The sequence below is a fragment of the Burkholderia lata genome (assembly GCF_902499335.1).
Lineage (GTDB): Bacteria > Pseudomonadota > Gammaproteobacteria > Burkholderiales > Burkholderiaceae > Burkholderia > Burkholderia lata_B.
Map to the genome: position 1 here is coordinate 526,828 of NZ_CABVQK010000001.1, position 19,396 is coordinate 546,223.

At 69.4% G+C, this 19,396-nt stretch carries 17 protein-coding genes; 7 read left to right on the forward strand and 10 right to left on the reverse strand.

Annotated features, from left to right (window positions below):
• Positions 1 to 5 precede the first annotated feature (5 nt).
• Complete coding sequence (locus BCO18175_RS02460; RefSeq protein WP_174979190.1) at positions 6 to 2,024, reverse strand: VTT domain-containing protein; 2,019 nt, start codon at positions 2,022 to 2,024, stop codon at positions 6 to 8.
• Positions 2,025 to 2,126: 102 nt separating this feature from the next.
• Entirely contained in the window at positions 2,127 to 2,579 is a 453-nt protein-coding gene (locus BCO18175_RS02465; protein WP_174979191.1) for a hypothetical protein, read from the reverse strand.
• A 321-nt stretch (positions 2,580 to 2,900) separates the two neighbouring features.
• Between BCO18175_RS02465 and BCO18175_RS02470 the strand changes: the two genes are divergently transcribed.
• Entirely contained in the window at positions 2,901 to 3,545 is a 645-nt protein-coding gene (locus BCO18175_RS02470; RefSeq protein WP_174918140.1) for a response regulator, read from the forward strand.
• The gene (locus BCO18175_RS02475; RefSeq protein ID WP_174979192.1) at positions 3,542 to 5,332 is read left to right on the forward strand and encodes a sensor histidine kinase; all 1,791 of its coding nucleotides are present in this window, start codon (positions 3,542 to 3,544) and stop codon (positions 5,330 to 5,332) included. Before BCO18175_RS02470 ends, BCO18175_RS02475 begins: the two co-directional genes overlap by 4 nt.
• 86 nt (positions 5,333 to 5,418) lie before the next feature.
• Here BCO18175_RS02475 and BCO18175_RS02480 read toward each other — a convergent pair whose 3' ends face one another.
• Entirely contained in the window at positions 5,419 to 5,610 is a 192-nt protein-coding gene (locus BCO18175_RS02480) for a hypothetical protein (protein WP_254607945.1), read from the reverse strand.
• Between the two features lie 231 nt (positions 5,611 to 5,841).
• On the opposite strand from BCO18175_RS02480, the gene BCO18175_RS02485 reads away from it, so the two are divergent.
• Positions 5,842 to 6,522, forward strand: a complete 681-nt coding sequence (locus tag BCO18175_RS02485) for a hypothetical protein (RefSeq protein WP_174979194.1) — start codon at positions 5,842 to 5,844, stop codon at positions 6,520 to 6,522.
• A gap of 12 nt (positions 6,523 to 6,534) precedes the next feature.
• Here BCO18175_RS02485 and BCO18175_RS02490 read toward each other — a convergent pair whose 3' ends face one another.
• Entirely contained in the window at positions 6,535 to 7,845 is a 1,311-nt protein-coding gene (locus tag BCO18175_RS02490; protein WP_174979195.1) for an MFS transporter, read from the reverse strand.
• 109 nt (positions 7,846 to 7,954) lie between these two features.
• Positions 7,955 to 8,971, reverse strand: a complete 1,017-nt coding sequence (locus BCO18175_RS02495) for an ABC transporter substrate-binding protein (RefSeq protein WP_174979196.1) — start codon at positions 8,969 to 8,971, stop codon at positions 7,955 to 7,957.
• Between the two features lie 286 nt (positions 8,972 to 9,257).
• On the opposite strand from BCO18175_RS02495, the gene BCO18175_RS02500 reads away from it, so the two are divergent.
• A complete protein-coding gene (locus tag BCO18175_RS02500) occupies positions 9,258 to 9,923 on the forward strand; it encodes a response regulator transcription factor (RefSeq protein ID WP_174968132.1) in 666 nt (221 codons plus the stop codon).
• The gene (locus BCO18175_RS02505) at positions 9,910 to 11,331 is read left to right on the forward strand and encodes a sensor histidine kinase (RefSeq protein WP_174979197.1); all 1,422 of its coding nucleotides are present in this window, start codon (positions 9,910 to 9,912) and stop codon (positions 11,329 to 11,331) included. Before BCO18175_RS02500 ends, BCO18175_RS02505 begins: the two co-directional genes overlap by 14 nt.
• Before the next feature lie 37 nt (positions 11,332 to 11,368).
• On the opposite strand, the gene BCO18175_RS02510 is transcribed toward BCO18175_RS02505, so the two are convergent.
• The 5 genes from BCO18175_RS02510 to BCO18175_RS02530 all read right to left on the reverse strand — a co-directional run bounded on the left by BCO18175_RS02510 (position 11,369) and on the right by BCO18175_RS02530 (position 16,578).
• Positions 11,369 to 11,815, reverse strand: a complete 447-nt coding sequence (locus BCO18175_RS02510) for a hypothetical protein (protein ID WP_174979597.1) — start codon at positions 11,813 to 11,815, stop codon at positions 11,369 to 11,371.
• Between the two features lie 87 nt (positions 11,816 to 11,902).
• Positions 11,903 to 12,667 (reverse strand): ABC transporter ATP-binding protein, encoded by a 765-nt coding sequence (locus BCO18175_RS02515; RefSeq protein WP_043178306.1) that lies wholly within the window; start codon positions 12,665 to 12,667, stop codon positions 11,903 to 11,905.
• Positions 12,664 to 13,521, reverse strand: coding sequence for an ABC transporter ATP-binding protein (locus BCO18175_RS02520; protein ID WP_174979198.1), 858 nt, complete (start codon positions 13,519 to 13,521; stop codon positions 12,664 to 12,666). The genes BCO18175_RS02515 and BCO18175_RS02520 overlap by 4 nt, the downstream gene beginning before the upstream one ends.
• A gap of 11 nt (positions 13,522 to 13,532) precedes the next feature.
• Entirely contained in the window at positions 13,533 to 15,344 is a 1,812-nt protein-coding gene (locus tag BCO18175_RS02525) for an ABC transporter permease (protein WP_174979199.1), read from the reverse strand.
• A gap of 40 nt (positions 15,345 to 15,384) precedes the next feature.
• On the reverse strand, positions 15,385 to 16,578 hold the full coding sequence (locus BCO18175_RS02530; protein ID WP_174979200.1) for an ABC transporter substrate-binding protein: 1,194 nt from the start codon (positions 16,576 to 16,578) through the stop codon (positions 15,385 to 15,387).
• A 354-nt stretch (positions 16,579 to 16,932) separates the two neighbouring features.
• Here BCO18175_RS02530 and BCO18175_RS02535 point away from each other — a divergent pair, with 354 nt between their 5' ends.
• Both BCO18175_RS02535 and BCO18175_RS02540 read left to right on the forward strand, forming a co-directional pair.
• Positions 16,933 to 17,955 (forward strand): LysR family transcriptional regulator, encoded by a 1,023-nt coding sequence (locus BCO18175_RS02535; RefSeq protein WP_174979201.1) that lies wholly within the window; start codon positions 16,933 to 16,935, stop codon positions 17,953 to 17,955.
• Positions 17,952 to 19,376 (forward strand): NAD(P)-binding domain-containing protein, encoded by a 1,425-nt coding sequence (locus BCO18175_RS02540; RefSeq protein ID WP_174979202.1) that lies wholly within the window; start codon positions 17,952 to 17,954, stop codon positions 19,374 to 19,376. Before BCO18175_RS02535 ends, BCO18175_RS02540 begins: the two co-directional genes overlap by 4 nt.
• The last annotated feature ends 20 nt before the right edge of the window (positions 19,377 to 19,396 follow it).

Sequence of the window (19,396 nt, forward strand, 5' to 3'; positions counted from 1 at the left end):
CCCCCTCACGGCCGAACCATCCACACCAGCAGCATCTCCGCCGGCGCCGCCGTCATCCCCGCCGGCGGATGCTCGATCGTCGGCTCGACCGCCAGCGCCTTCGCGATCGTCGCCGCATCGTCGATCGTCGTCGTGCGCACGATCGTCATCAGCCGCGCCGGCCGGTGCAGCGTCTCGCGATACAGCGCGCCGTACCACAGCGGCCGCATGCCGAGCGCGTCCTGCAGCACGTACGGATAACGCCACAGCCGCAGCACGAGGCGGCTTTCCGGCTGGCCCGGATCGACGCGCACGAACACGCGGCGCGTGCTTTCGCCGTGCGTGTAGCGCGGCAGCACCGGCAGCGCATCGGCCGGCGCCTGCGGCAACAGCCAGCGCAGCGCGGTGGCCGGCGACCACGGCGTCGCGCGCTGCCAGCCGGCCTGCGCGAGATGCCGGTCGAGCGTGTCCGACGTCGCGCTCCACTGCAGCGGCAGATATTCCTCGCGGTCGCCGCCGATCTCGGTGCGCCGCACCGGCACGCGCTGCCACCCGCCACGCAGCCACTGGTCGACGGTCATCGCGACCACGTCGCCGACATGCGGGCGCGCCGCGCGGTCGAGCTGCCATTGCACGGGAACCGTCCATACGCCGGCCGTCGCGAGCACCACGCTCACTGCGACGAGCGCGCCCCGTGGCTGCACATGCTCGCGGACGCGCCAGTACGCATAGGCGCCGGCCAGCAACGCGAACCAGGCCAGCCCGAGGCTCCAGCCGCCCAGCAGGCCCGACAGCCACGTGTCGCCGACATACAGCCGCGCGAAGCCGCCGAGCACGATCCACAGCACCACCGCCGTCACGACCGGGATCCGCCACCGCGCGGGCCGGTCGCGCGTCAGCACCCAGCCGAGGCCGCTGCTCGCGAGAATCGCGAACGCGGCTTCGGCATCGGGCAGCGGCACGTGCAGCGCACCGGGCGGCAGGCTCGCGGGCGTCGCGCCGGGCACGCCCGCGCCGAACACCGGCACGAGCACGACGGCAACGCCGACCGTCACGAGCCACCACGCGGACGTCAGCCAGCAGCGATGGATCAACAGCCAGACGAGAAACGCGGCCGCGACGATCAGCCCCGTATCGTGTCCGTGCAGCACCGCAAGCGCGCGCATCGTGGCGTCCACCGGTGGCGTACGCAGGTTCTGCAGGAACGCATACAGCGCGATGTCCGCGTGCATCAGCGGATCGTTCGCGACGACATCCTGCACGATCCCCGCAAAGAGCCACACGCAGCCGATGAACAGCAGCGCGAGCACGGGCACCGCGCCCGGCAGGCCACGCACGTATGCGATCGCGTCGTGCAGCCGCGCGCCGAAGCGCGGCCAGCGGTGCCCGCATGCGTGCACGCCTTCGACGAGCGCACGGCGCAACAGCGGCCAGCCGCGCCGCAACGCGACGCGCACACCGATCCACACGAGCGCGACCAGCGCCGCGACGACCAGCAGGATCACGGCGACCCGCACGCTGATCGCCGCGGCCAGCGCGGCCGACGCCCCGAACAGGATGCCCGGCGCGACGTGCACGGGCGCCCAGATGAGCGCCGAGATGACGTTGACCGGATAGAACGACCGGCGCGGCAGCGTCGCGCAGCCGACGACCACCGGCACGACCGCACGCACCGGCGCAAGAAAGCGCGCGAGCACGATGCTCTTCATGCCATGACGCAGCACGAACTCCTCGCCGCGCCCGTAGGCGGCCGCATAACCGAAGCGCGCCCACACGTTGCGGATCACCCCGCGGTAGTGCCGCCCGAGTTCGTAGCTGATCCCGTCGCCGATCACGGCGCCGACCGCCGCGACACCGATCGTCGTCCAGCCGTCGAGCGCGCCCGCGCCGATCAGCGCACCGGCCGCGAACATCACGGCGCCGGCCGGCACGACGGTGCCGATCAGCGCGATCGCCTCGGCACAGGCCGTCACGAACACGATCGCGAGCACGAGCAGCGGATGCGCGCCGATCGCGCCGATCCACGCGTGGATCGTGTCGCTCATGGCCCGCTCCACGGCGGGACACCGCGGCGTGCGGACGCCGGGCCGGCGATGGCAGGGGGAACGTTCATCGGGAACTGCGCGCGATCGCGCCGGCGTGGCGAATCAATCGAACTCGTGCTGCCGCGCGTCGGCCTCGAGCGGCGCGTCGTGGTACCCGACCGTCGCGATCTCCTGCAGATAGCGCGTGAGAAACGCGCCGATCGATCCGGCGGCCTCGTACTGATGCACGTGGCGGAATTCGTGGGTCAGCAGGCGGCGGGTGTCCTGGCCGCGCAGCACGTACACCGCATGACCGAGCGTGAGCCCGATCGTCCCCGGCGACAGGAGGCCCGTGTCGCGGGCGATCGCGGCGAGCGACGGCACCTCGGGAAACGGCATGCGGTCGACGATCACCACGCGGATCCGCTCCGGCTGCGCGACACCGACCGTGCGCGCGTCGTCGGCTTGCGCGGGCGTCAGCGGCGCCCCCTGCGCGATCCCGCGCGCCGCCTCCGCTTCGGCCCATGCAACGGCGGCGGGCAGTGCGGACGGCAGGATATCGGCAAGATCGATCATCGCGGGGCTCCTCGGGCGGTGGCGTGGCATCGGGCACCAGTTTAGTCCCGAATCGGGACGGTTCGCGGAACGGTTCGCGACGCGCGGCGCCATCCCGTTCCGGCCACCGCAGTCATCAGGGAATACCCTGATTTGCACCCGCTCCGCCGCGTACCTTTTCCCCGCGATTATTTCGTTTCAGTGCACATTCCGCGATCGGCTATCTCGAAAATTTCCCGGATGTGTACCGTTTTCGGATTCGGCGGAATATATTGGTCAGAAGAACAGCCGCGGCGACCACCGGACAGCAGTGCGCGGCGTCATCCCGAAGAGGATCGCTAGATGATCAGGGTAATTCTGGCTGACGATCACGCAGTCATGCGGGACGGACTGCGGTACATCCTGGAAACGGCCGGCGGTTTCGAAATCGTCGGCGAGGCGAGCGACGGCTCGGCCACGCTCGCGCTCGTCGAGCGCGGCGCCGCCGACGTGCTGCTGCTCGACCTGTCGATGCCCGCGCCGACCGGCATCGAGCTGATCCGGCTGGTGAAGCGCCACGCACCGTCGCTGCGCACGCTCGTGCTGACGATGCATGCGGAGGCGCAGTACGCGGCACGCGCGTTCAAGGCCGGCGCGACCGGCTACCTGACGAAGGACAGCGCGACCGCCGAGCTCGTGGAGGCCGTCGGCAAGGTCGCGGCGGGCGGCGTCTACGTGAGCCCGTCGGCGGCCGAAAGCCTCGCGCTGACGCTGCGCGCGCCGGCCGCCGCGCTGCCGCACGAACGGCTGTCCGCGCGCGAACTCGACGTGATGCGCCGCATCGTCGCGGGCCAGACCGTCACGCAGATCGCGACCGAACTCGCGCTGAGCGCGAAGACGGTCAGCACATACAAGACACGGATCCTCGAGAAGATGGAACTGCCGCACGAAGCCGCGCTGGTCCGCTACGCGGTGCGCCACGACCTCGACCCCGGCGGCGACGCATGACCGCCGCCTTCCGCTTCCCGCCCTCGCCCCCGGACGACGACGACCCGGACGCGTCGCGCCTGTTCATGTCGTCGCTGCCGCCCGGCCGGCGCGAACGGCGGCTCGCGCTCGCGACCGTGCTCATCTCCGCCGTGATCTTCACCGCGCTTGCGCCGTTCGCGGGCAGGCCGCTTGCGCCGGGCTGGGCGTTCATCCCCGTGTACCAATCGGCGATCGTCGTCAACGACATGGTGACGGCCGGCCTCCTGCTCGGCCAGTACGCGATCCTGCGCCAGAAGCCGCTGCTCGTGCTCGCGGGCGGCTACCTGTTCACGGGCTTCATGGCCGGCACCCACATGCTGACCTTTCCGGGGCTGTTCGCGCCGACCGGCCTGCTCGGCGCCGGCGACCAGACCACCGCCTGGCTGTACCTGTTCTGGCACGGCGGCTTTCCGCTGGCGGTCGCCGCGTACGCGCTGCTGCGCGCGACATCGCGTGCGGCGGGCCCGATCCCGGCCCCGCAGCGCCGCGCGGCGATTCCCATAGTGCTGTGCATCGCGGCCGCGGTCGGCGCGACAGCCGCGCTCGCGCTGCTCGCGACGGCCGGCCACGACCACCTGCCGCGCATCATGAACGGCAACCGGATGGCCGCGACGATGACGAACGCGATCACGATCGTCTGGGGGCTGAACCTCGTGGCGCTGATGCTGATGTGGCAACGGCGGCGGCGCCATTCCGTGCTCGACCTGTGGGTGATGACGGTGCTCGTCGCGTGGCTGTTCGACATCGCGCTGTCGTCGATGCTGAATCACGGGCGCTACGACCTCGGCTTCTACGCGGGGCGCGCGTACGGCCTCGTCGCGTCCGGCGTCGTGCTGTTCGCGATGCTGTTCGAGAACGGCCGGCTGCATGCGCAGACGGTGCGCGCGCTGGCCGGCGCGCGCTACCAGCATCTGCTCGTCGTGCAGAAGAGCGCGCAGCTGAACGACGCGAACGAACGGCTCGAACAGCGCGTCGCCGCGCGCACCGCGCAACTGAGCGCGTCGAACCGCGACCTGCGACGCGAAGTCGAGGACCGCGTGCGCGCGGAGCGGGCGCTGCAGGCATCGCGCGAGGAGCTGCGCGAGATCGCCGCGATCAGCGCGAGCGCACGCGAGGCCGAGCAACGCCGCATCGCGCGCGAGCTGCACGACGAACTCGCGCAGACGCTCGCGACGCTGAAGAACGATCTCGAATGGCTGATCGACCGCGTGCCGCAGGACGATGCGCAGCTGGCGCGCAAGATCGCGGCAATGCACGCGCTGGCGCGCGGCGCGGTGGCCGCGACGCGCCGCATCGCGTCGGACCTGCGCCCGCTGATGCTCGACGATCTCGGCTTCGCCGCGGCCATGCAATGGCTCGTGGAGGATTTCCGGCACCGTCACGGCATCGAATGCGCGCTGCATGTCGACCCGCCCGAGCTGCAGCTCGACGAGCCGTATGCGACGGCGGTGTTCCGCATCGCGCAGGAAGCGCTCGCGAACGTTGCGCGGCACGCGGCCGCGTCGCATGCGAACGTCGAACTGGTGCATGCGAACCATGCGATCGAGCTGACGATTCGCGACGACGGCACGGGTTTCGATCCCGGCGTGCCGCGCAAGTCGGGATCGTTCGGGCTGGTCGGGTTACGTGAGCGCGCGTATCTCGTCGGCGGCACGCTGCGGATCACGACGACGCTCGGCGAGGGGACGACGGTCGAGGTGGAGATTCCGCTGTCGCCTGCGAAGGTGACGGTCGTGCATGGCGGGGATGGGGGTTCGCGCGGGTAGGCACCCGGCGAAGACGGTGGTGCGGGTGGGTGTCGAGCAACCGCAATCGCTGCCTACCCGGCGAAGTACGAGTCTGATCCTACGATTTAATCGACAGCCTTCGTCGAACGTGCCACATCCAGCATGCGTTCAAGATCTGCATGGACGTGGGCGGCATCGATGTATTCGCCAGTCCGACACGCCTCGTCGCGCGATGCCAGGCCACGTGCGACAAACTCGCACTGCATGCGTCGGCGCGACATTCCATCGCGCAACATTTTCATCGTCATCGTTTTCATTGTCCGCTCCATACGCCACACCTGCGACGAACGGTAGCGCATCGGCAGGGATTCCCAAAGTGTCAGTCTGCTGACCGCGACGCATGCGCTGCATGGTCCTGCTCGGCCGCCAGGCGGCCCAAGGCAACATTGCCCGCCTGACCCGCTTCCGCACAACGCTACAATTTGCCACCGTCCCGCCTTGCTCTCGCACCGATGCGTCGGCAGTCCGAACCTCGCGCTTCCACCACGATGAAATCCATCCTGAGCTATCCACTCTTCTTTCTCGCCGCCCTGGCCGGCTGGCTCGCCGTATCGCTGCTGTGCTGGCCCGTCCTGCTCGCGCTGCAGGCACTGACGACGGCCGTGTTCATCCCGCATCCGGCCGGCAGCTACATCGGTCTCGGGTTCGTGTCGACCGCACGGCTCCTGGATTTTCCGACGAGCTTCGTCGGCGCGTTTTCGGTGCCGTTCATGAACGTGCCGCTCGGGTTCATCGCGATCGCCTGGTGGTTCGGCACCGCGCTCATCGTGCAGCCCGCCTGCGCGCGCTACCGCGTCATGGTGCGCGGCCGCCCGTCGGCGCGGGCCGTCCTGTGGCGCGGCGCCCGCTCGTGGCTGATCTTCACGACGGTGGTCCTGCTCATCGCGACGCCCTTCCTGCGCCGCTACGAGATCGTCACACCGGATCACCTCTACGTGCGGCACCTGTTCGACTGGCACGAGCGCGCGTATCCGCTTGCATCGCTGAAGGCGATCCACCTGGACGATCCCGGCACCAGCCGCGGCATCGTCACGTGGGACTTCATCTTCGACGGCGACAACCGCTTCACGACGACCGCTCCCGACCTCCACGCGCTCAAGTACCTGCTGTCGAACACGCACGCAACGGCCAACTTCTCGTTCGTCGGGAACCGGTTGATGAAGCGGTAACGCCGCCCGCCGTCACGCCCGCGCCGCCACCATCCCCCGCTCCGACCGCGTCCACGCGACCAGCGCGCCGATCCCGAGCAGCGCGAGACACACGATCGGCACGATCATCGGCCCGAACGCGGTGCCCGTCACCTTGCCGGCAAACGGCATCAGGTTCTGGCTGAAGAAGCCGCCGAGGTTGCCGATCGAGTTGATCGCCGCGACGCTCGCCGCCGCCCGCGCACCGGTGAAGTAGCGCGGCGGCATCGACCAGAAGCACGGATACAGCAGCGGGATGCATGCGCCGCCCAACACGAGCGCGATGAAACGCAGCGGCGTCGACGGCAGCACGAGGCTCAGCAGGAAGCCGAGCGCGCCAAGCGCCGCGACGATCGCGATCGTGCGCAGGATGCTCTTCGCGCGGCGCAGCTTCCCCGGCAGCCACACCAGCAGCAGCACCGCGAGCGCCCACGGCAGCATGCTCAGGAAGCCGTTCGTCGTGCTCGACACGCCGAACGACTTCACGAGCGTCGGCAGCCAGTACGTGACGCCGTACAGCGACGTCGACATCAGCATGTAGGTTGCCGCGAACAGCATCACGCGCGGATCGAGCAGCGCCTTCCACGGTTGGCCGTGCTCGGCCTGCGCGGGCTTCTCGCGTTCGAGCGCGGCCTCGACGATCTGCTTCTCGCGGTCGTCGAGGAAACGTGCGTCGCGCACCGATGCGGGCAGCACCCGGAACACGACGACCGCGACGATCACCGCCGGGATGCCCGTCGCCACGAACACCCACTGCCAGCCCGCGAGCCCCCACACGCCGTTCAGGCTCAGCAGCACGCCGCCGACCAGCGAGCCGAGCATGTTCGCGAGCGCGCTGCCGAGCGTGAAGATGCCGAGCACCTTCGCGCGATAGCTCTGCGGAAACCACAGCGTCAGGTAATAGATCACGCCGGGATAGAAGCCGGCCTCGGCGATGCCGAGCACGAAGCGCAGCGCGCAGAATGCGGGCATCGACGTCGTGAAGCCCATCAGCACGGTGATGAGCCCCCACGTCAGCATGATCCGCGCGAGCCATACGCGCGCGCCGTAGCGATGCAGCGCGAGCGTGCTCGGCACCTCGAACAGCAGGTAGCCGATGAAGAACAGCGACGACGCGAGCCCGAACGCGGCTTCCGTCATCCCGAGGCTGTGCACCATCTGCAGCTTCGCGAAGCCGACGTTCTGCCGGTCGATGAACGCGATCAGGAACATCACGACGAGGATGGGCAGCAGGCGCCGCGCCATCTTCGACATGATGCGCTGTTCTTCGGCGGACGCGGGGTCCAGGGTATCGGTAGCGTTCACTTCAGGCTCCTTGCGTGAATCGGTTGCATAGCGGTTGCATATCGGTTGAATCGGCGCCGCGCGACGAACGCACGGGCGCGGGATGTTTCGTTGAAAGGGCGCGGCGGTATCAGCCCGACCGGTAGGCGTCGAGCATCGGCGCGAACATCTCGTGCCACGCACGCGGCTTCGCCTTGATCGTGCCGGCCAGGTACAGGAATTCGACGTAGTCCATCAGCTGGTTCGGCAGCACCGAGAAGCGCGTGTCGGGTGCGGCGAGCATCCGCATCACGTCGTCGTGCGACACGCCGACGCCCGACGAGGCCGCATAGAGCGCCGCCGCCGCGCGCGGATCCTGCGCGATCAGGCGGTTCGCTTCGTCGAGCGCGCCGAGAAACGCGATGGCCAGCGCGAGTTCCGTATCGACGAGCCGCTTCGGCGCGAACACGACGTCGAGCGTCATCGGGCCGAGCACGTCGACCGAATTCACGATGCGGTGAATGCCCGGCTGCCGCAATTCGAGCGTCGAGAACGGCGGTGACGTGAAGTGCGCGGTAACACCGTTCTCGCGGCGAATCAGTGCCTGCATCGCCTGCGGATGCGGCAGGTTCACGGTGATCGAATCGAGCTGCGCGAAATGCTTCGGCCCGAGCTGCCGGCTCGCGACCATCTGCAGCACCACCGCCGACAGCGACGTGCGGATACCCGGTACCGCGATCCGGTCGGACGGCGTGAAATCGCGCAGCGACACGAGGCCCGGCCGGTTCGCGTTCAGCGACAGCGACGTGGTCGACAGCCCGCTGATGCCGATCACCTCGACATTCGGAATGCCGCGCGCCCGTGCCCACAGCTCGATGAAACCCGGTGCGCCGGCACCCGCGAAATCGAGCGTGCCGGCCATCATCGCGTCGTTGACGGAATTGCCGCCGTCGAGCAGCACCCAGTCGACCGCCACGTCGCGCACACCGTGGCGCGCCGCGTGCCGCTCGAACAGCCGCTGCTTCTCCATCACGAGCAGCGGCAGGTACAGCACGCCATAGCCTTTGGAAATCCGCACCGTGCGCGGCTTCGCGCGCACGAGCGACGGCGCGGCCAGCACGCCGAGCCCGGCGGCGATCAATGCGCGGCGGCGCGGCGACGTCGTCATGCGCCGGCCTTCCCGGCACGTGCGGGATGAGCCGCGAACGCCATTGCATCGCCCCCCACGCGGCCGCGGCCCGCTTCGCCGCACCGGCGAGCGCAGGCCGGCGGCGCGCTGCGCCGCGCGTTCGTCGCGCCCGTTTGCTGCTGCATGTTGCCGTCTCCTGTGGTTCTGGTATTAATGGCCGTCCTTGCAACTTCCGGCTCGACACAGGTTATCGACCGAGTCTGAGAAAATGCTGACATCCCGGCCCCGGGAAAACCCCTAACCCACCCACCTGCGAAACGGCACCATGCGCATTCTCGTCGTGGAGGACGATGCCGAAATCGGCGCGGCGATCCGCAGCCGCCTCACGCGGCTCGGCCATGCCGCCGATCTCGAAACCGACGGCGCGACCGCGAACGGGCTGTTGCGCGTCGAGCGCTTCGACCTCGTCGTGCTCGATGCGAACCTGCCCGGCATGGACGGCTTCACGGTGCTGCGCCACCTGCGCGCATCGGGCAGCACGACGCCCGTGCTGCTCGTCACCGCGCGCTCGGCGATCGACGACCGCGTGAGCGGCCTCGGCCTGGGCGCCGACGACTACCTGGTGAAGCCGTTCGACTACCGCGAGCTCGATGCGCGCGTGCAGGCGCTCCTGCGCCGCAACAGCGGCCACGCGAACGACGTGCTGACGCTCGGCGGCCTCGTGATCGACCGCAGCAGCCGCCTCGCGGAACTCGACGGCCAGCCGCTGTCGCTGTCGCGCCAGGAATTCGCGCTGCTCGAAATCCTCGCGAGCCGGCCGCAGCGCATCTTCTCGAAGGACGAACTGCTGAACCAGCTGTTCAGCTTCGGCAACGAGCCGACCGCGAACGCGGTCGAGCAGTACGTGACACGCGTGCGCAAGAAGCTGCAGGGCAGCTCGGTCGAGATCCGTACCGCGCGCGGGATGGGGTATCAGATTGCCGCGCACTGACTGGTTCCCGAAGACGCTGTTCGGGCGCACGCTGCTGTTCATCGCGCTCGTCGTCGCGACCGGCGCGCTCGCGCTCGCGGCGATCGCGCGCTACTACGCGGGCGTCGCGGCCGAACGCGCCTACGACCAGTTGCTGGCCGGCGCCTCGATCCAGGTCGCGGAAAACCTCTACGTGCAGGGCGGCGTGCTCGCACTGAATCCGCCGGTGGCCGCGCTGTCGACGCTGTCGCGCTACGACCTCGTCTACTACAAGGTCGTCGATTCGCGCGGCATCGTCGTGGCCGGCTACAACGATCTCGCGAGCCCTGCGACGCTCGCCGCCGCGAAACAGGGCCCCGCGTTCGCGAACGGCATGTACCAGGGCCACCGGATCCGCACCGCGACCATCGCGCGCTACATGCCCGAGGAAAGCACGCCGGGCTGGGCGCTCGTGACGGTCGCGCAAACCACCAACGCGCGCCAGCAGCTCACGAACGACATGAGTTTCAAGGTGTGGACGCTGATCCTGCTGATGAGCGTGCTCGCGATCGGCGCGAGCGGCCTCGCGATCCGGCGCGGGCTGCGCCCGCTCGCGCAGATCGGCACGATCATCGCCGCACGCGACCCGGCCGACCTGCGGCCGGTGGCCGTCGATACGCCGAGCGAGATCGACGCGATCATCGGGTCGATCAACGGGCTGATGCGCCGCCTCGCCGAGCGGATCAACGCAATGCAGCGCTTCATTGCCGACGCCGCGCACCAGATGCGCACGCCGCTCGCGCGACTCGACGCGCAGATCGAGCTGCTCGACGGCGAAGCCGATCCCGCGCGCCACGCGGCACGACTCGACGCGCTGCGCGCGACCTGCTCGGACGTCGGTCGGCTCACCGGGCAGCTGCTCAATCATGCGATGGTGATTCACCGCACCGAGGCCGTGCCGCTGCAACCCGTCGAACTCGTCGCGCTCGCGAAGGACGTACTCGGCCGCACGATTCCGCTCGCTGGCGAGCGCGATGTCGCCGTCGCGTTCGCGAGCGACGCGCCGCTCGCGTGGATCGACGGCGATGCGATCAGCCTGCAGGAAGCGCTGTCGAACGTGCTGCACAACGCGCTGCTGCACGGTCATGCGGACGACATCGTCGTGTCGGTCGCGACGCAGGGCAACGGCGACGATGCGGTGACGCTGACCGTCACCGACAACGGCCGCGGGATTCCGCGTGAGCACTGGGACGCCGCGCTGCAACCGTTCGTGCGGATCGCACCGGACGGCAGCGAGCGGCGCACGGGGTCAGGCCTCGGGCTCGCGATCGTGCAGGAAGTGATGAAGGCGCACGGCGGGCGCGTCGGGTTCGCGTTTCCCGATGCGGGCGGGTTTGCGGTAGTGCTGACGTTTCCGCGCGCGGCGGGGATCGGCGCAGAAAGGGCATGAGCCGACCGGTGCGCGTCGGCTCATGCGCGACAGGCGCTCAATCGTCGCTGTCGTCATCGAAGCGGTTGCGCTCCACGTGCCGCGCAACCACCCGGTCCAGCTCGTCGTATTGACGATCGCAGAACAGCCGGCACAACGTGTCGACGTCCGCGCGCGTGTCGACGTCGATCGTATCGACATGCTGCTCCAGCTTTCCCTTGCCGATTCCGAAAAGGCCCTTCTTCATCCGCATCGAGACGGCATTCAGCTGGAAGCCGTCCGCATGCGCGTCGCTCAGCGCGGTCACCCACAATTCCCGCTGATCGTCGGCATGCTGCAGCACGAGAGCCGGCAGCGGGCCTTCCTGCGTGTCGTCCCATTCGGCATGCTGCGCTGCCCACGGGAACGCATCGAACGCTTGCGTGAACGACGGGTAATCCGTCGCACCCTGAGAATCCAGTTGATCGAATTGGTAGCCGACTTTCTGAACGGAATAGGTCAACATGGCGCGGCGCTCCCGGTGGCGGTAATGGCGACTGAGCGCCAATCTACCTGACAATCCGGAGTGCATCGCAGTTTTTTGCCACGCCCGCTACGCCGCCACCGCTTCTCCGCCGAGATACGCATCGCGCACCCGCTCGTCGTCGAGCAGCGCCTTCGCGGGCCCCTCGAGCACGACGCGCCCCGTCTGCAGCACGTACCCGTAATGCGCGATCTCCAGCGCGAGGCTCGCGTTCTGCTCGACCATGAACACGGTCACGCCCTGCCGGTTGATCGCGTCGATCAGTTCGAGCACCTTGTCGACGTAAAGCGGCGACAGCCCCATCGTCGGCTCGTCCATGCAGATCAGCTTCGGCCGCGCCATCAGCGCCCGCGCCATCGCGAGCATCTGCTGCTCGCCGCCCGACAGCGTGCCCGCGCGCTGCGTCAGCCGTTCGCGCACCCGAGGAAACAGGTCGAGCACGCGTTCGTAGTCTTCCGCCACCGCCGTGCGGTCGCCACGCGTGTACGCGCCCATCAGCAGGTTCTCGCGCACGCTCATGTCGCCGAACAGCCGCCGCGCCTCGGGTACGGCCGCGATCCCGCGCCGCACGCGCTGCGGCGTCGCGAGCGCCGTCACGTCGTCACCGTCGAAGCGCACGACGCCGCGGCGCGGCCGCATCAGCCCGAGAATCAGCTTCATCGTCGTCGACTTGCCGCTCGCGTTGCCGCCGAGCAGGCTGACGATCTGCCCGCGGCCGACTTCGAAGTTCACGTCGAAATGCACCTGCACCGGCCCGTAAAACGTGTCGAGGTGTTCGAGTTTCAGCAGCGCGTCGGTCATGGTCGTGTCGGGTCCGGAAGAAAGTGCGGTCATGCGGCCGCCTGTGCTGCGCGATCGGCCGGCGCACCACCCGCATGGCGGCGGCCGAGGTACGCCTCGATCACGCGCGGATCGTGCCGCACGTCGCGCGGCGCGCCTTCGGCGATCTTCACGCCGTTGTCGAGCACCATCACGCGGTCGGACACGCGCATCACGAGTTCGAGCTTGTGCTCGATCAGCAGGATGGTCAGGCCGCGCGTTTTCAGCGACTGGATCAGCTGCAGCATCTCGGCCGTTTCCGTCTCGTTCATCCCGGCCGTCGGTTCGTCGAGCAACAGCAGGCGCGGATGCAGCGCGAGCGCGCGGCCGATCTCCACACGCCGCCGGTTCGCATACGACAGGCTGTGCGCCGGATGATCGATGCGCGGCGTGAGCCGCTCGCCGAACCCGGCGACGATCGCGCGCGCATCTTCGCGCAGCGCGGCTTCCTCGCGCCGCACCGACGCGGGCCGCACGAGCGCGCGCAGCACCTCGGCCGCGGCGCCGAACGCGGGCCAGCCCGGCCGCGCCGCGCGCAGCCGCGCATGCGCGCCGATCAGCACGTTGTCGAGCACGCTCAGGTTGCCGAACACGCGGCCGTGCTGGAACGTGCGCGCGATGCCGAGCGCCGCGAGCCGCTCGGGCGCCGTGCCCGTGATGTCGAGGCCGTCGAACGTCACGCGGCCGGCATCGGGCCGGTCGGCGCCCGCGATCAGGTTGAACAGCGTCGACTTGCCCGCGCCGTTCGGCCCGATCACGCTCAGCAGTTCGCCATCGGCGAGTGTCAGACTCGCGCCGTCGAGCGCGGTCACGCCGTCGAAGCGGCGCGTCAGGCCCTGTACGTCGAGCAAGGGTCGATTGGTCGTCATCGCATTCCTCCTCACACCGTGCCGAGCAGGCCCTGCGGCCGGAACCGGACGAGCAGCAGCAGCACGAGGCCGTAGATCAGCATCCGGTAATCGGCCGCCCAGCGGAACAGCTCGGGCAGCCCGATCAGCGCGATCGCACCGGCGATGCCGCCGAGCACGTTGCCGAGCCCGCCGAGGATCACCATCGTCAGCGCGAGGATCGACACCTGCGAATCGAAGGTCTGGTGATTGATGTAGCTGTACAGGTGCGCGGCGATCCCGCCGCTCACGCCGGCCGCGACGCCGCCGACCGCGAATGCGATCGCCTTGTAGCGGTTCGGCGCGATGCCGTGCGCACGCGCAGCGACGTCGTCCTCGCGCACCGCGCGCAGCGTGCGGCCGAGATGCGAACGCAGCAGCCGCACCTGCACGAGCGCGAACACGACGAGCACCGCGAACGTGAACCAGTACGCGGCGCGCGCGGTCGTCGCCCACGGCAGCGGCGCGATGCCGGTGATGCCGAGCGGGCCGCGCGTGAGGCCGTCCCAGTTCAGGATCACGAGGCTCACCACTTCGCCGATGCCGAGCGTCGCGATCGACACGTAGTGCCCGCGCAGCCGGAATGCCGGATAGACGAGCAGCGTGCCGAGCACGGCCGTGATGACGCCCGCGCACGGGATCGTCACGGCCGGTGGCCAGCCGAGATCCGACGACAGCAGCGCAGACGCATACGCGCCGATCACGAGCAGCGCCGCGTGGCCGAGCGAGATCTGCCCGACCGTGCCCGCCACCAGCGTGAGGCTCAGCGCGAGCAGCCCGTACAGCCAAGCGTTGGTCAGCGTCTGCAACACGTATGGCGACGCGCCGAGCCACGGCAGCACGGCCGCCAGCGCGACCAGCACGACGAGTACCGGGCGCGGCACGCGTACGGCCTTCGCGGCCGCGAGGAAGGTGCCCGTCATCGGCTCCGGCGGCAGCGCGCGGTTCGCGCTGAACAGCCCGTTCGGCCGCCATACGAGGAACACGATCAGCAGCCCGAACGCGAACAGGTCGCGATAGCTGGTGCCGAACAGCGCGACGCCGTAGCTTTCGACGAGACCGAGCAGCAGGCTGCCCGCGATCGCGCCCGGCACGTTGCCGAGCCCGCCGATCAGCAGCGCAACCACACCCTTCAGCGTGGCCTGGAAGCCCATCGCCGGATCGATGCTGTTGTAGTACATGCCGACCAGCAGCCCGCTCACGCCGCCGAGCGCGCACGCGATCGCGAACACGGTCTGGTTCACGCGGTCGACGTCGACGCCCATCTGCAGCGCCGCATCGCGATCCTGCGCGGTCGCGCGCACGGCCCAGCCGAGCCGCGTGAAGCGCAGGAAGCCGTACAGCAGCGCGGCCGCCGCGATGCCGATGCCCGCGATCAGCAGGTCGAGCGAGCCGAGCGTCGCACCGGCGATCCGCAGGTGCCAGTTGGGCAGCGGCGTCGGCACCGCGCGCGGGTCCGCGCCGAATGCGAGCTGCACGAGCTGGTCGAGGATGAAGCTGATGCCGATCGTCGCGAGCAGCGGCGCGATGCGTGCCGCGTGACGCAGCGGCCGCAGCCCGATCCGCTCGATCGCGACGCCGAGCGCGCCGCAGCCGACGACGACCGCCGCGAGCGCGACCGGCAGCGGCAGCCCGAAGCGCGTCAGGCACAGCCAGCCGATGAACGCACCGACCATGTAGACCGAGCCGTGCGCGAAGTTGATCAGGTGCGACACGCCGAAGATCAGCGCGAGCCCGACCGCGAGCAGCGCGTAGATGTTGCCGACGATGAGGCCGTTGAGCGTGTAGTCGAGCCAGGAAGCCATCACGATGCGTCCGTTACGTGCATGCTGTTCAGGGCCGGGCTCAACGCGCGGCGAGCTGCGGTTTCGCGCCATCCCACAGCGCCCACTGCCCCTGCTTCACGACCAGATACACGGTACGTGCGCCCGCGACGCGGCGCGTCTGCGGATCGAAGCGCACCTTGCCGAAGATCACGCTCGGCACGTCGCTGATTTTCGCGAAGCCGTCGTGTGCGGCCTGGCGCGTCGTGCCGTAGCGGCGCAGCACTTCGGCCGACAGGATCAGCGCGTCGTAGGCGCGCGCAACGAACGAATCGGGATCGGCGTGGAATTTCGCGCGATAGCGCTGCACGAACGCCTGCACTTCCGGGCGCGGCTCGGCCGGGAAGAAGTTCGATTCCGTATAGACGCCGTCGACGGCCGTGCCGCCCAGTTCGAGGAATTTCGGCGAATACACGGAGCCGACCGCCGCGATCGGCAGCGTGACGCCCGACGTGCGCGCCTGCCGCACGATCTGCGCGCCGTCCGCGTAGTACGAGATCAGCACGATCGAATCGGGCTTCGATGCGCCGATCCGCACGAGCGTCGAACGGAAATCCTTCTCGGTCGGCTGATAGCCTTCGGCCGCGACGACCTGCGCGCCGAGCCCGGCCACCGCCTTCGCGAAAATATCCTTGCTGGTGCGGCCCCAGTCGGTGTTCAGGTACAGCACCGCGATCCGCTTGAAGCCGAGCTCCTTCACCGCATAACGCGCGAGCAGCGGCTGCTCCTCGGCCTGGCTCAGCGCGGTGCTCCACAGATAGTCGCCGCCCTTCGTGAAGTCGGGATGCGAGTTCGTGAAGCCGAACTGGATCAGCTGCCCGCGCTGGTAGATCGGCGATGCGGCCATCGACGTCGCGCTGGAGAAGTCACCCAGCTCGATCGCGATGCGCGGATCGGCGACGAACTTCTGCGCGATCGCGACGGCCTGGCGCGGGTCGCTGCGGCTGTCCTGGAAGTCGACCGCGAGCGGACGGCCATGAATGCCGCCGCTGCCGTTGATCTCGTCGAGCGCGAGATCGAAGCCGCGCTTCCATTGTTCGCCGTACTGCGCGTCCTGGCCCGTGAGCGGACCGCTCACGCCGATCACCACCGGCTCGCCCGACACGCCCGCCGCGAGCGCGCCGCCCGTCGACAAGCCCCATGCGGCAGCGAGCGCCGCCACCGTGCCCAGCACGCGCCGCCATGCGCCGCGTGCGTCGTTCCCCGAAACGTTCATGCGTCCCCCAGCTTCAGTCAGTCGAAAAGAGTGAGGGCATGTAACCATCCGGTTCAGGACGATCCAACGAAGTTTTGCGCATATCGATATCGTGCGCCGCGCGAAGCGGAGAGGCTCGCAAGCGATCGCATGCACACCCTGTATCGCACGATGCATCAGCATGCATCGCAGCGCCTTGATTCGATTGGCGTTTCGTTCACGTCACCCGTCTCGACCAATGCGCACGCACGCGCAACCGGCCATCGCGACGATCGGGCGCTTCGCAGTTTTCGCGCTGTCGATAGCAAAAATCATTATATGAATCGCGCATGCTCGCACTCCTACAATGCGCAAATCGCATCATCGGAAGGTGTCATGGAGCTGCATCAACTCGAAGCCTTTTCCGCGGTCATGTCGGCCGGCAGCGTGACCGGCGCGGGCGAACTGCTCGGCCGCTCGCAGCCGGCCGTCACGCGGCAGATCCAGGAGCTCGAAGCCGATCTCGGCTACGCGCTGTTCGACCGGCATGGCCCGCGCGTCACGCCGACGCGGCGCGCGTTCCTGCTCTACGAGGAAGTCGAACGCTCGCTGGTCGGCCTGCGTGCGATCGAGGCACGTGCACGGGCGCTCGGCGATGAAACCGCCGAACCCGTGCGCATCGCGGCAACCCCTTCGCTCGCGGCCACGCTCGTGCCGACCGCGCTCGCCGCGCTGCCCGACGGCGCGCAGGCGCCGCACTACCAGTTGCGCAGCGAATCGGCCGAGCATGTCGTGCACGAGGTGCTGGCCGGGACGGCCGATGTCGGCGTCGTCACGCTGCCGATGGCACACGCGGGGCTCGACGTGCACTGGATCGCGCAGACGCCGTGCGTCGCCGTGCTACCCGCCGGCGACCCGCTCGCGGCGCAGCCGCGCATCGCGCTGCGCGATCTCGCACGCCGCCGCATCGTGACGGTCGCGAACCGGCACCGGCTGCGCCAGCGGATCGATGCGGCATTCGCGGCCGCACGGGTCGACGCCCGCGTGTTCATCGAAACCAATGCATCGCTGAATGCGGTGATGGCCGCACGCGCGGGCATCGGGATCGGCATCGTCGATCCGGCGACGGGTGTCGCGCTGCCGGTGGACGGTGTCGTCGCGCGCCCGCTCGACGTCGACATCCCGTTCGCATTCGGCGTCGCGACGCCGGCCGGCAAGACGCGCACGGCCGCCGTCGATGCGCTGCTCGATGCGCTGCACCGTACGACGCGCGCCCTGCTCGACGACGTGATCTTTCATGAAGCGGCCGCGCACGACGCGCTGCTGCGTGGCGACCGGCTGCGCAGCGAGCGCGGCGGCCGCACGCCGCCCGCGCCTCGCCCGACCCGCACCCGCCGTTCGCGCAAGGAGGCCGCATGACGACCTCGCTCCACGCACTCGAAGCACGGCTCGCGCAAGACCTGCGCTGGCTCGACCTGCCCGCGCCGTCGTGGGTGCCGCCGCGCGAGGCCGACGGCACACGCGTGCTCGACGTCGCGATCGTCGGCGGCGGCATGGCCGGGCTCGCGGCTTCCGCCGAACTGCGCCTGCTCGGCATCGACAACCAGTGCGTGATCGACCGCGCGCCGGCCGGCTACGAAGGGCCGTGGGTCACGTTCGCGCGGATGGACACGCTGCGCTCGCCGAAGCAGCTCGCGGGCCCCGCGCTCGGGCTGCCCGCGCTGACGTTCCGCGCATGGTTCGAGGCGCAATACGGCCGCGACGCATGGGACGCGCTCTACAAGATTCCGCGCACGCAATGGATGGACTACCTGCGCTGGTACCGCCGCGCGCTCGACCTGCAGGTACGCAACGACACCACGCTCGTCGCGCTGCGTCCGCGCGACGACGGCCTGCTCGCGCTCGATGTGCGCGGCAACGGCGAAGCGCAGACGCTGCTCGCGCGCCACGTGGTCCTCGCCACCGGCCGCGACGGGCTCGGCGGCCCGTACGTACCGCCCGTCGCGCAACGCACGCCGCGCACGCGCTGGGCCCATTCGTCCGAGCCGATCGATTTCGCGGCGCTCGCGGGCAAGCGCGTCGGCGTGGTCGGCGCGGGCGCGTCCGCGTTCGACAATGCGGGCACCGCGCTCGAAGCCGGCGCCGCGCGCGTCGACCTGTTCTTCCGCCGCGCGGACATTCCGCGCATCAACAAGCTGACGGGCATCGGCAGCCCGGGCCTCGTGCACGGCTACGCCGATCTCGACGACGCGACGAAGTGGCGCTTCATGCACTACGCGCTGACGTCGCAAACGCCGCCGCCGCGCGACAGCGTGCTGCGTGTGTCGCGCCACGCGCATGCGCATTTCCACGCGAACAGCCCGATCGAGACGCTCGCCGAACACGCGGACGGCCTCGACGTCACGACGCCGCGCGGGCGCTACCCCGTCGATTTCCTGATCTTCGCGACCGGCTTCCATTCGGACTGGACGACGCGCGCGGAATTCGCGTCGTTCGGCGCGCAGGTGCGGCGCTGGAAGGATCGCTATCGACCGGAACCGGGCACGTGGCTCGACGAACTCGCCGAGTCGCCCGATCTCGGCCCCGCATTCGCATTCCAGGAGCGCGAGCCCGGCACGTGCGCGGCCATCACGCGGATCCATTGCTTCAACCATGCGGCGAGCCTGAGCCACGGCAAGCTGTCCGGCGATATCCCGGCCATCAGCGCGGGCGCCAGGCGGCTCGCGCGCGGCATTGCGAGCCGGCTGTTCGACGCTGACCGCGACCGCCACTACGACGCGCTCGTCGCATACGCGAACGCCGAACTGCAAGGCGACGAATGGCGCGACGCAGACGCGTGAGCGCACGTTCATCGATCACA

Excerpts from the sequence above, each read along its gene's own strand:
- BCO18175_RS02460 (WP_174979190.1), bottom strand. The coding sequence starts at position 2,024 with ATGAGCGACACGATCCACGCGTGGATCGGCGCGATCGGCGCGCATCCG.
- BCO18175_RS02465 (WP_174979191.1), bottom strand. The coding sequence starts at position 2,579 with ATGATCGATCTTGCCGATATCCTGCCGTCCGCACTGCCCGCCGCCGTT.
- BCO18175_RS02470 (WP_174918140.1), top strand. The coding sequence starts at position 2,901 with ATGATCAGGGTAATTCTGGCTGACGATCACGCAGTCATGCGGGACGGA.
- BCO18175_RS02475 (WP_174979192.1), top strand. The coding sequence starts at position 3,542 with ATGACCGCCGCCTTCCGCTTCCCGCCCTCGCCCCCGGACGACGACGAC.
- BCO18175_RS02480 (WP_254607945.1), bottom strand. The coding sequence starts at position 5,610 with ATGAAAACGATGACGATGAAAATGTTGCGCGATGGAATGTCGCGCCGA.
- BCO18175_RS02485 (WP_174979194.1), top strand. The coding sequence starts at position 5,842 with ATGAAATCCATCCTGAGCTATCCACTCTTCTTTCTCGCCGCCCTGGCC.
- BCO18175_RS02495 (WP_174979196.1), bottom strand. The coding sequence starts at position 8,971 with ATGACGACGTCGCCGCGCCGCCGCGCATTGATCGCCGCCGGGCTCGGC.
- BCO18175_RS02500 (WP_174968132.1), top strand. The coding sequence starts at position 9,258 with ATGCGCATTCTCGTCGTGGAGGACGATGCCGAAATCGGCGCGGCGATC.
- BCO18175_RS02510 (WP_174979597.1), bottom strand. The coding sequence starts at position 11,815 with ATGTTGACCTATTCCGTTCAGAAAGTCGGCTACCAATTCGATCAACTG.
- BCO18175_RS02515 (WP_043178306.1), bottom strand. The coding sequence starts at position 12,667 with ATGACCGCACTTTCTTCCGGACCCGACACGACCATGACCGACGCGCTG.
- BCO18175_RS02520 (WP_174979198.1), bottom strand. The coding sequence starts at position 13,521 with ATGACGACCAATCGACCCTTGCTCGACGTACAGGGCCTGACGCGCCGC.
- BCO18175_RS02525 (WP_174979199.1), bottom strand. The coding sequence starts at position 15,344 with ATGGCTTCCTGGCTCGACTACACGCTCAACGGCCTCATCGTCGGCAAC.
- BCO18175_RS02530 (WP_174979200.1), bottom strand. The coding sequence starts at position 16,578 with ATGAACGTTTCGGGGAACGACGCACGCGGCGCATGGCGGCGCGTGCTG.
- BCO18175_RS02535 (WP_174979201.1), top strand. The coding sequence starts at position 16,933 with ATGGAGCTGCATCAACTCGAAGCCTTTTCCGCGGTCATGTCGGCCGGC.
- BCO18175_RS02540 (WP_174979202.1), top strand. The coding sequence starts at position 17,952 with ATGACGACCTCGCTCCACGCACTCGAAGCACGGCTCGCGCAAGACCTG.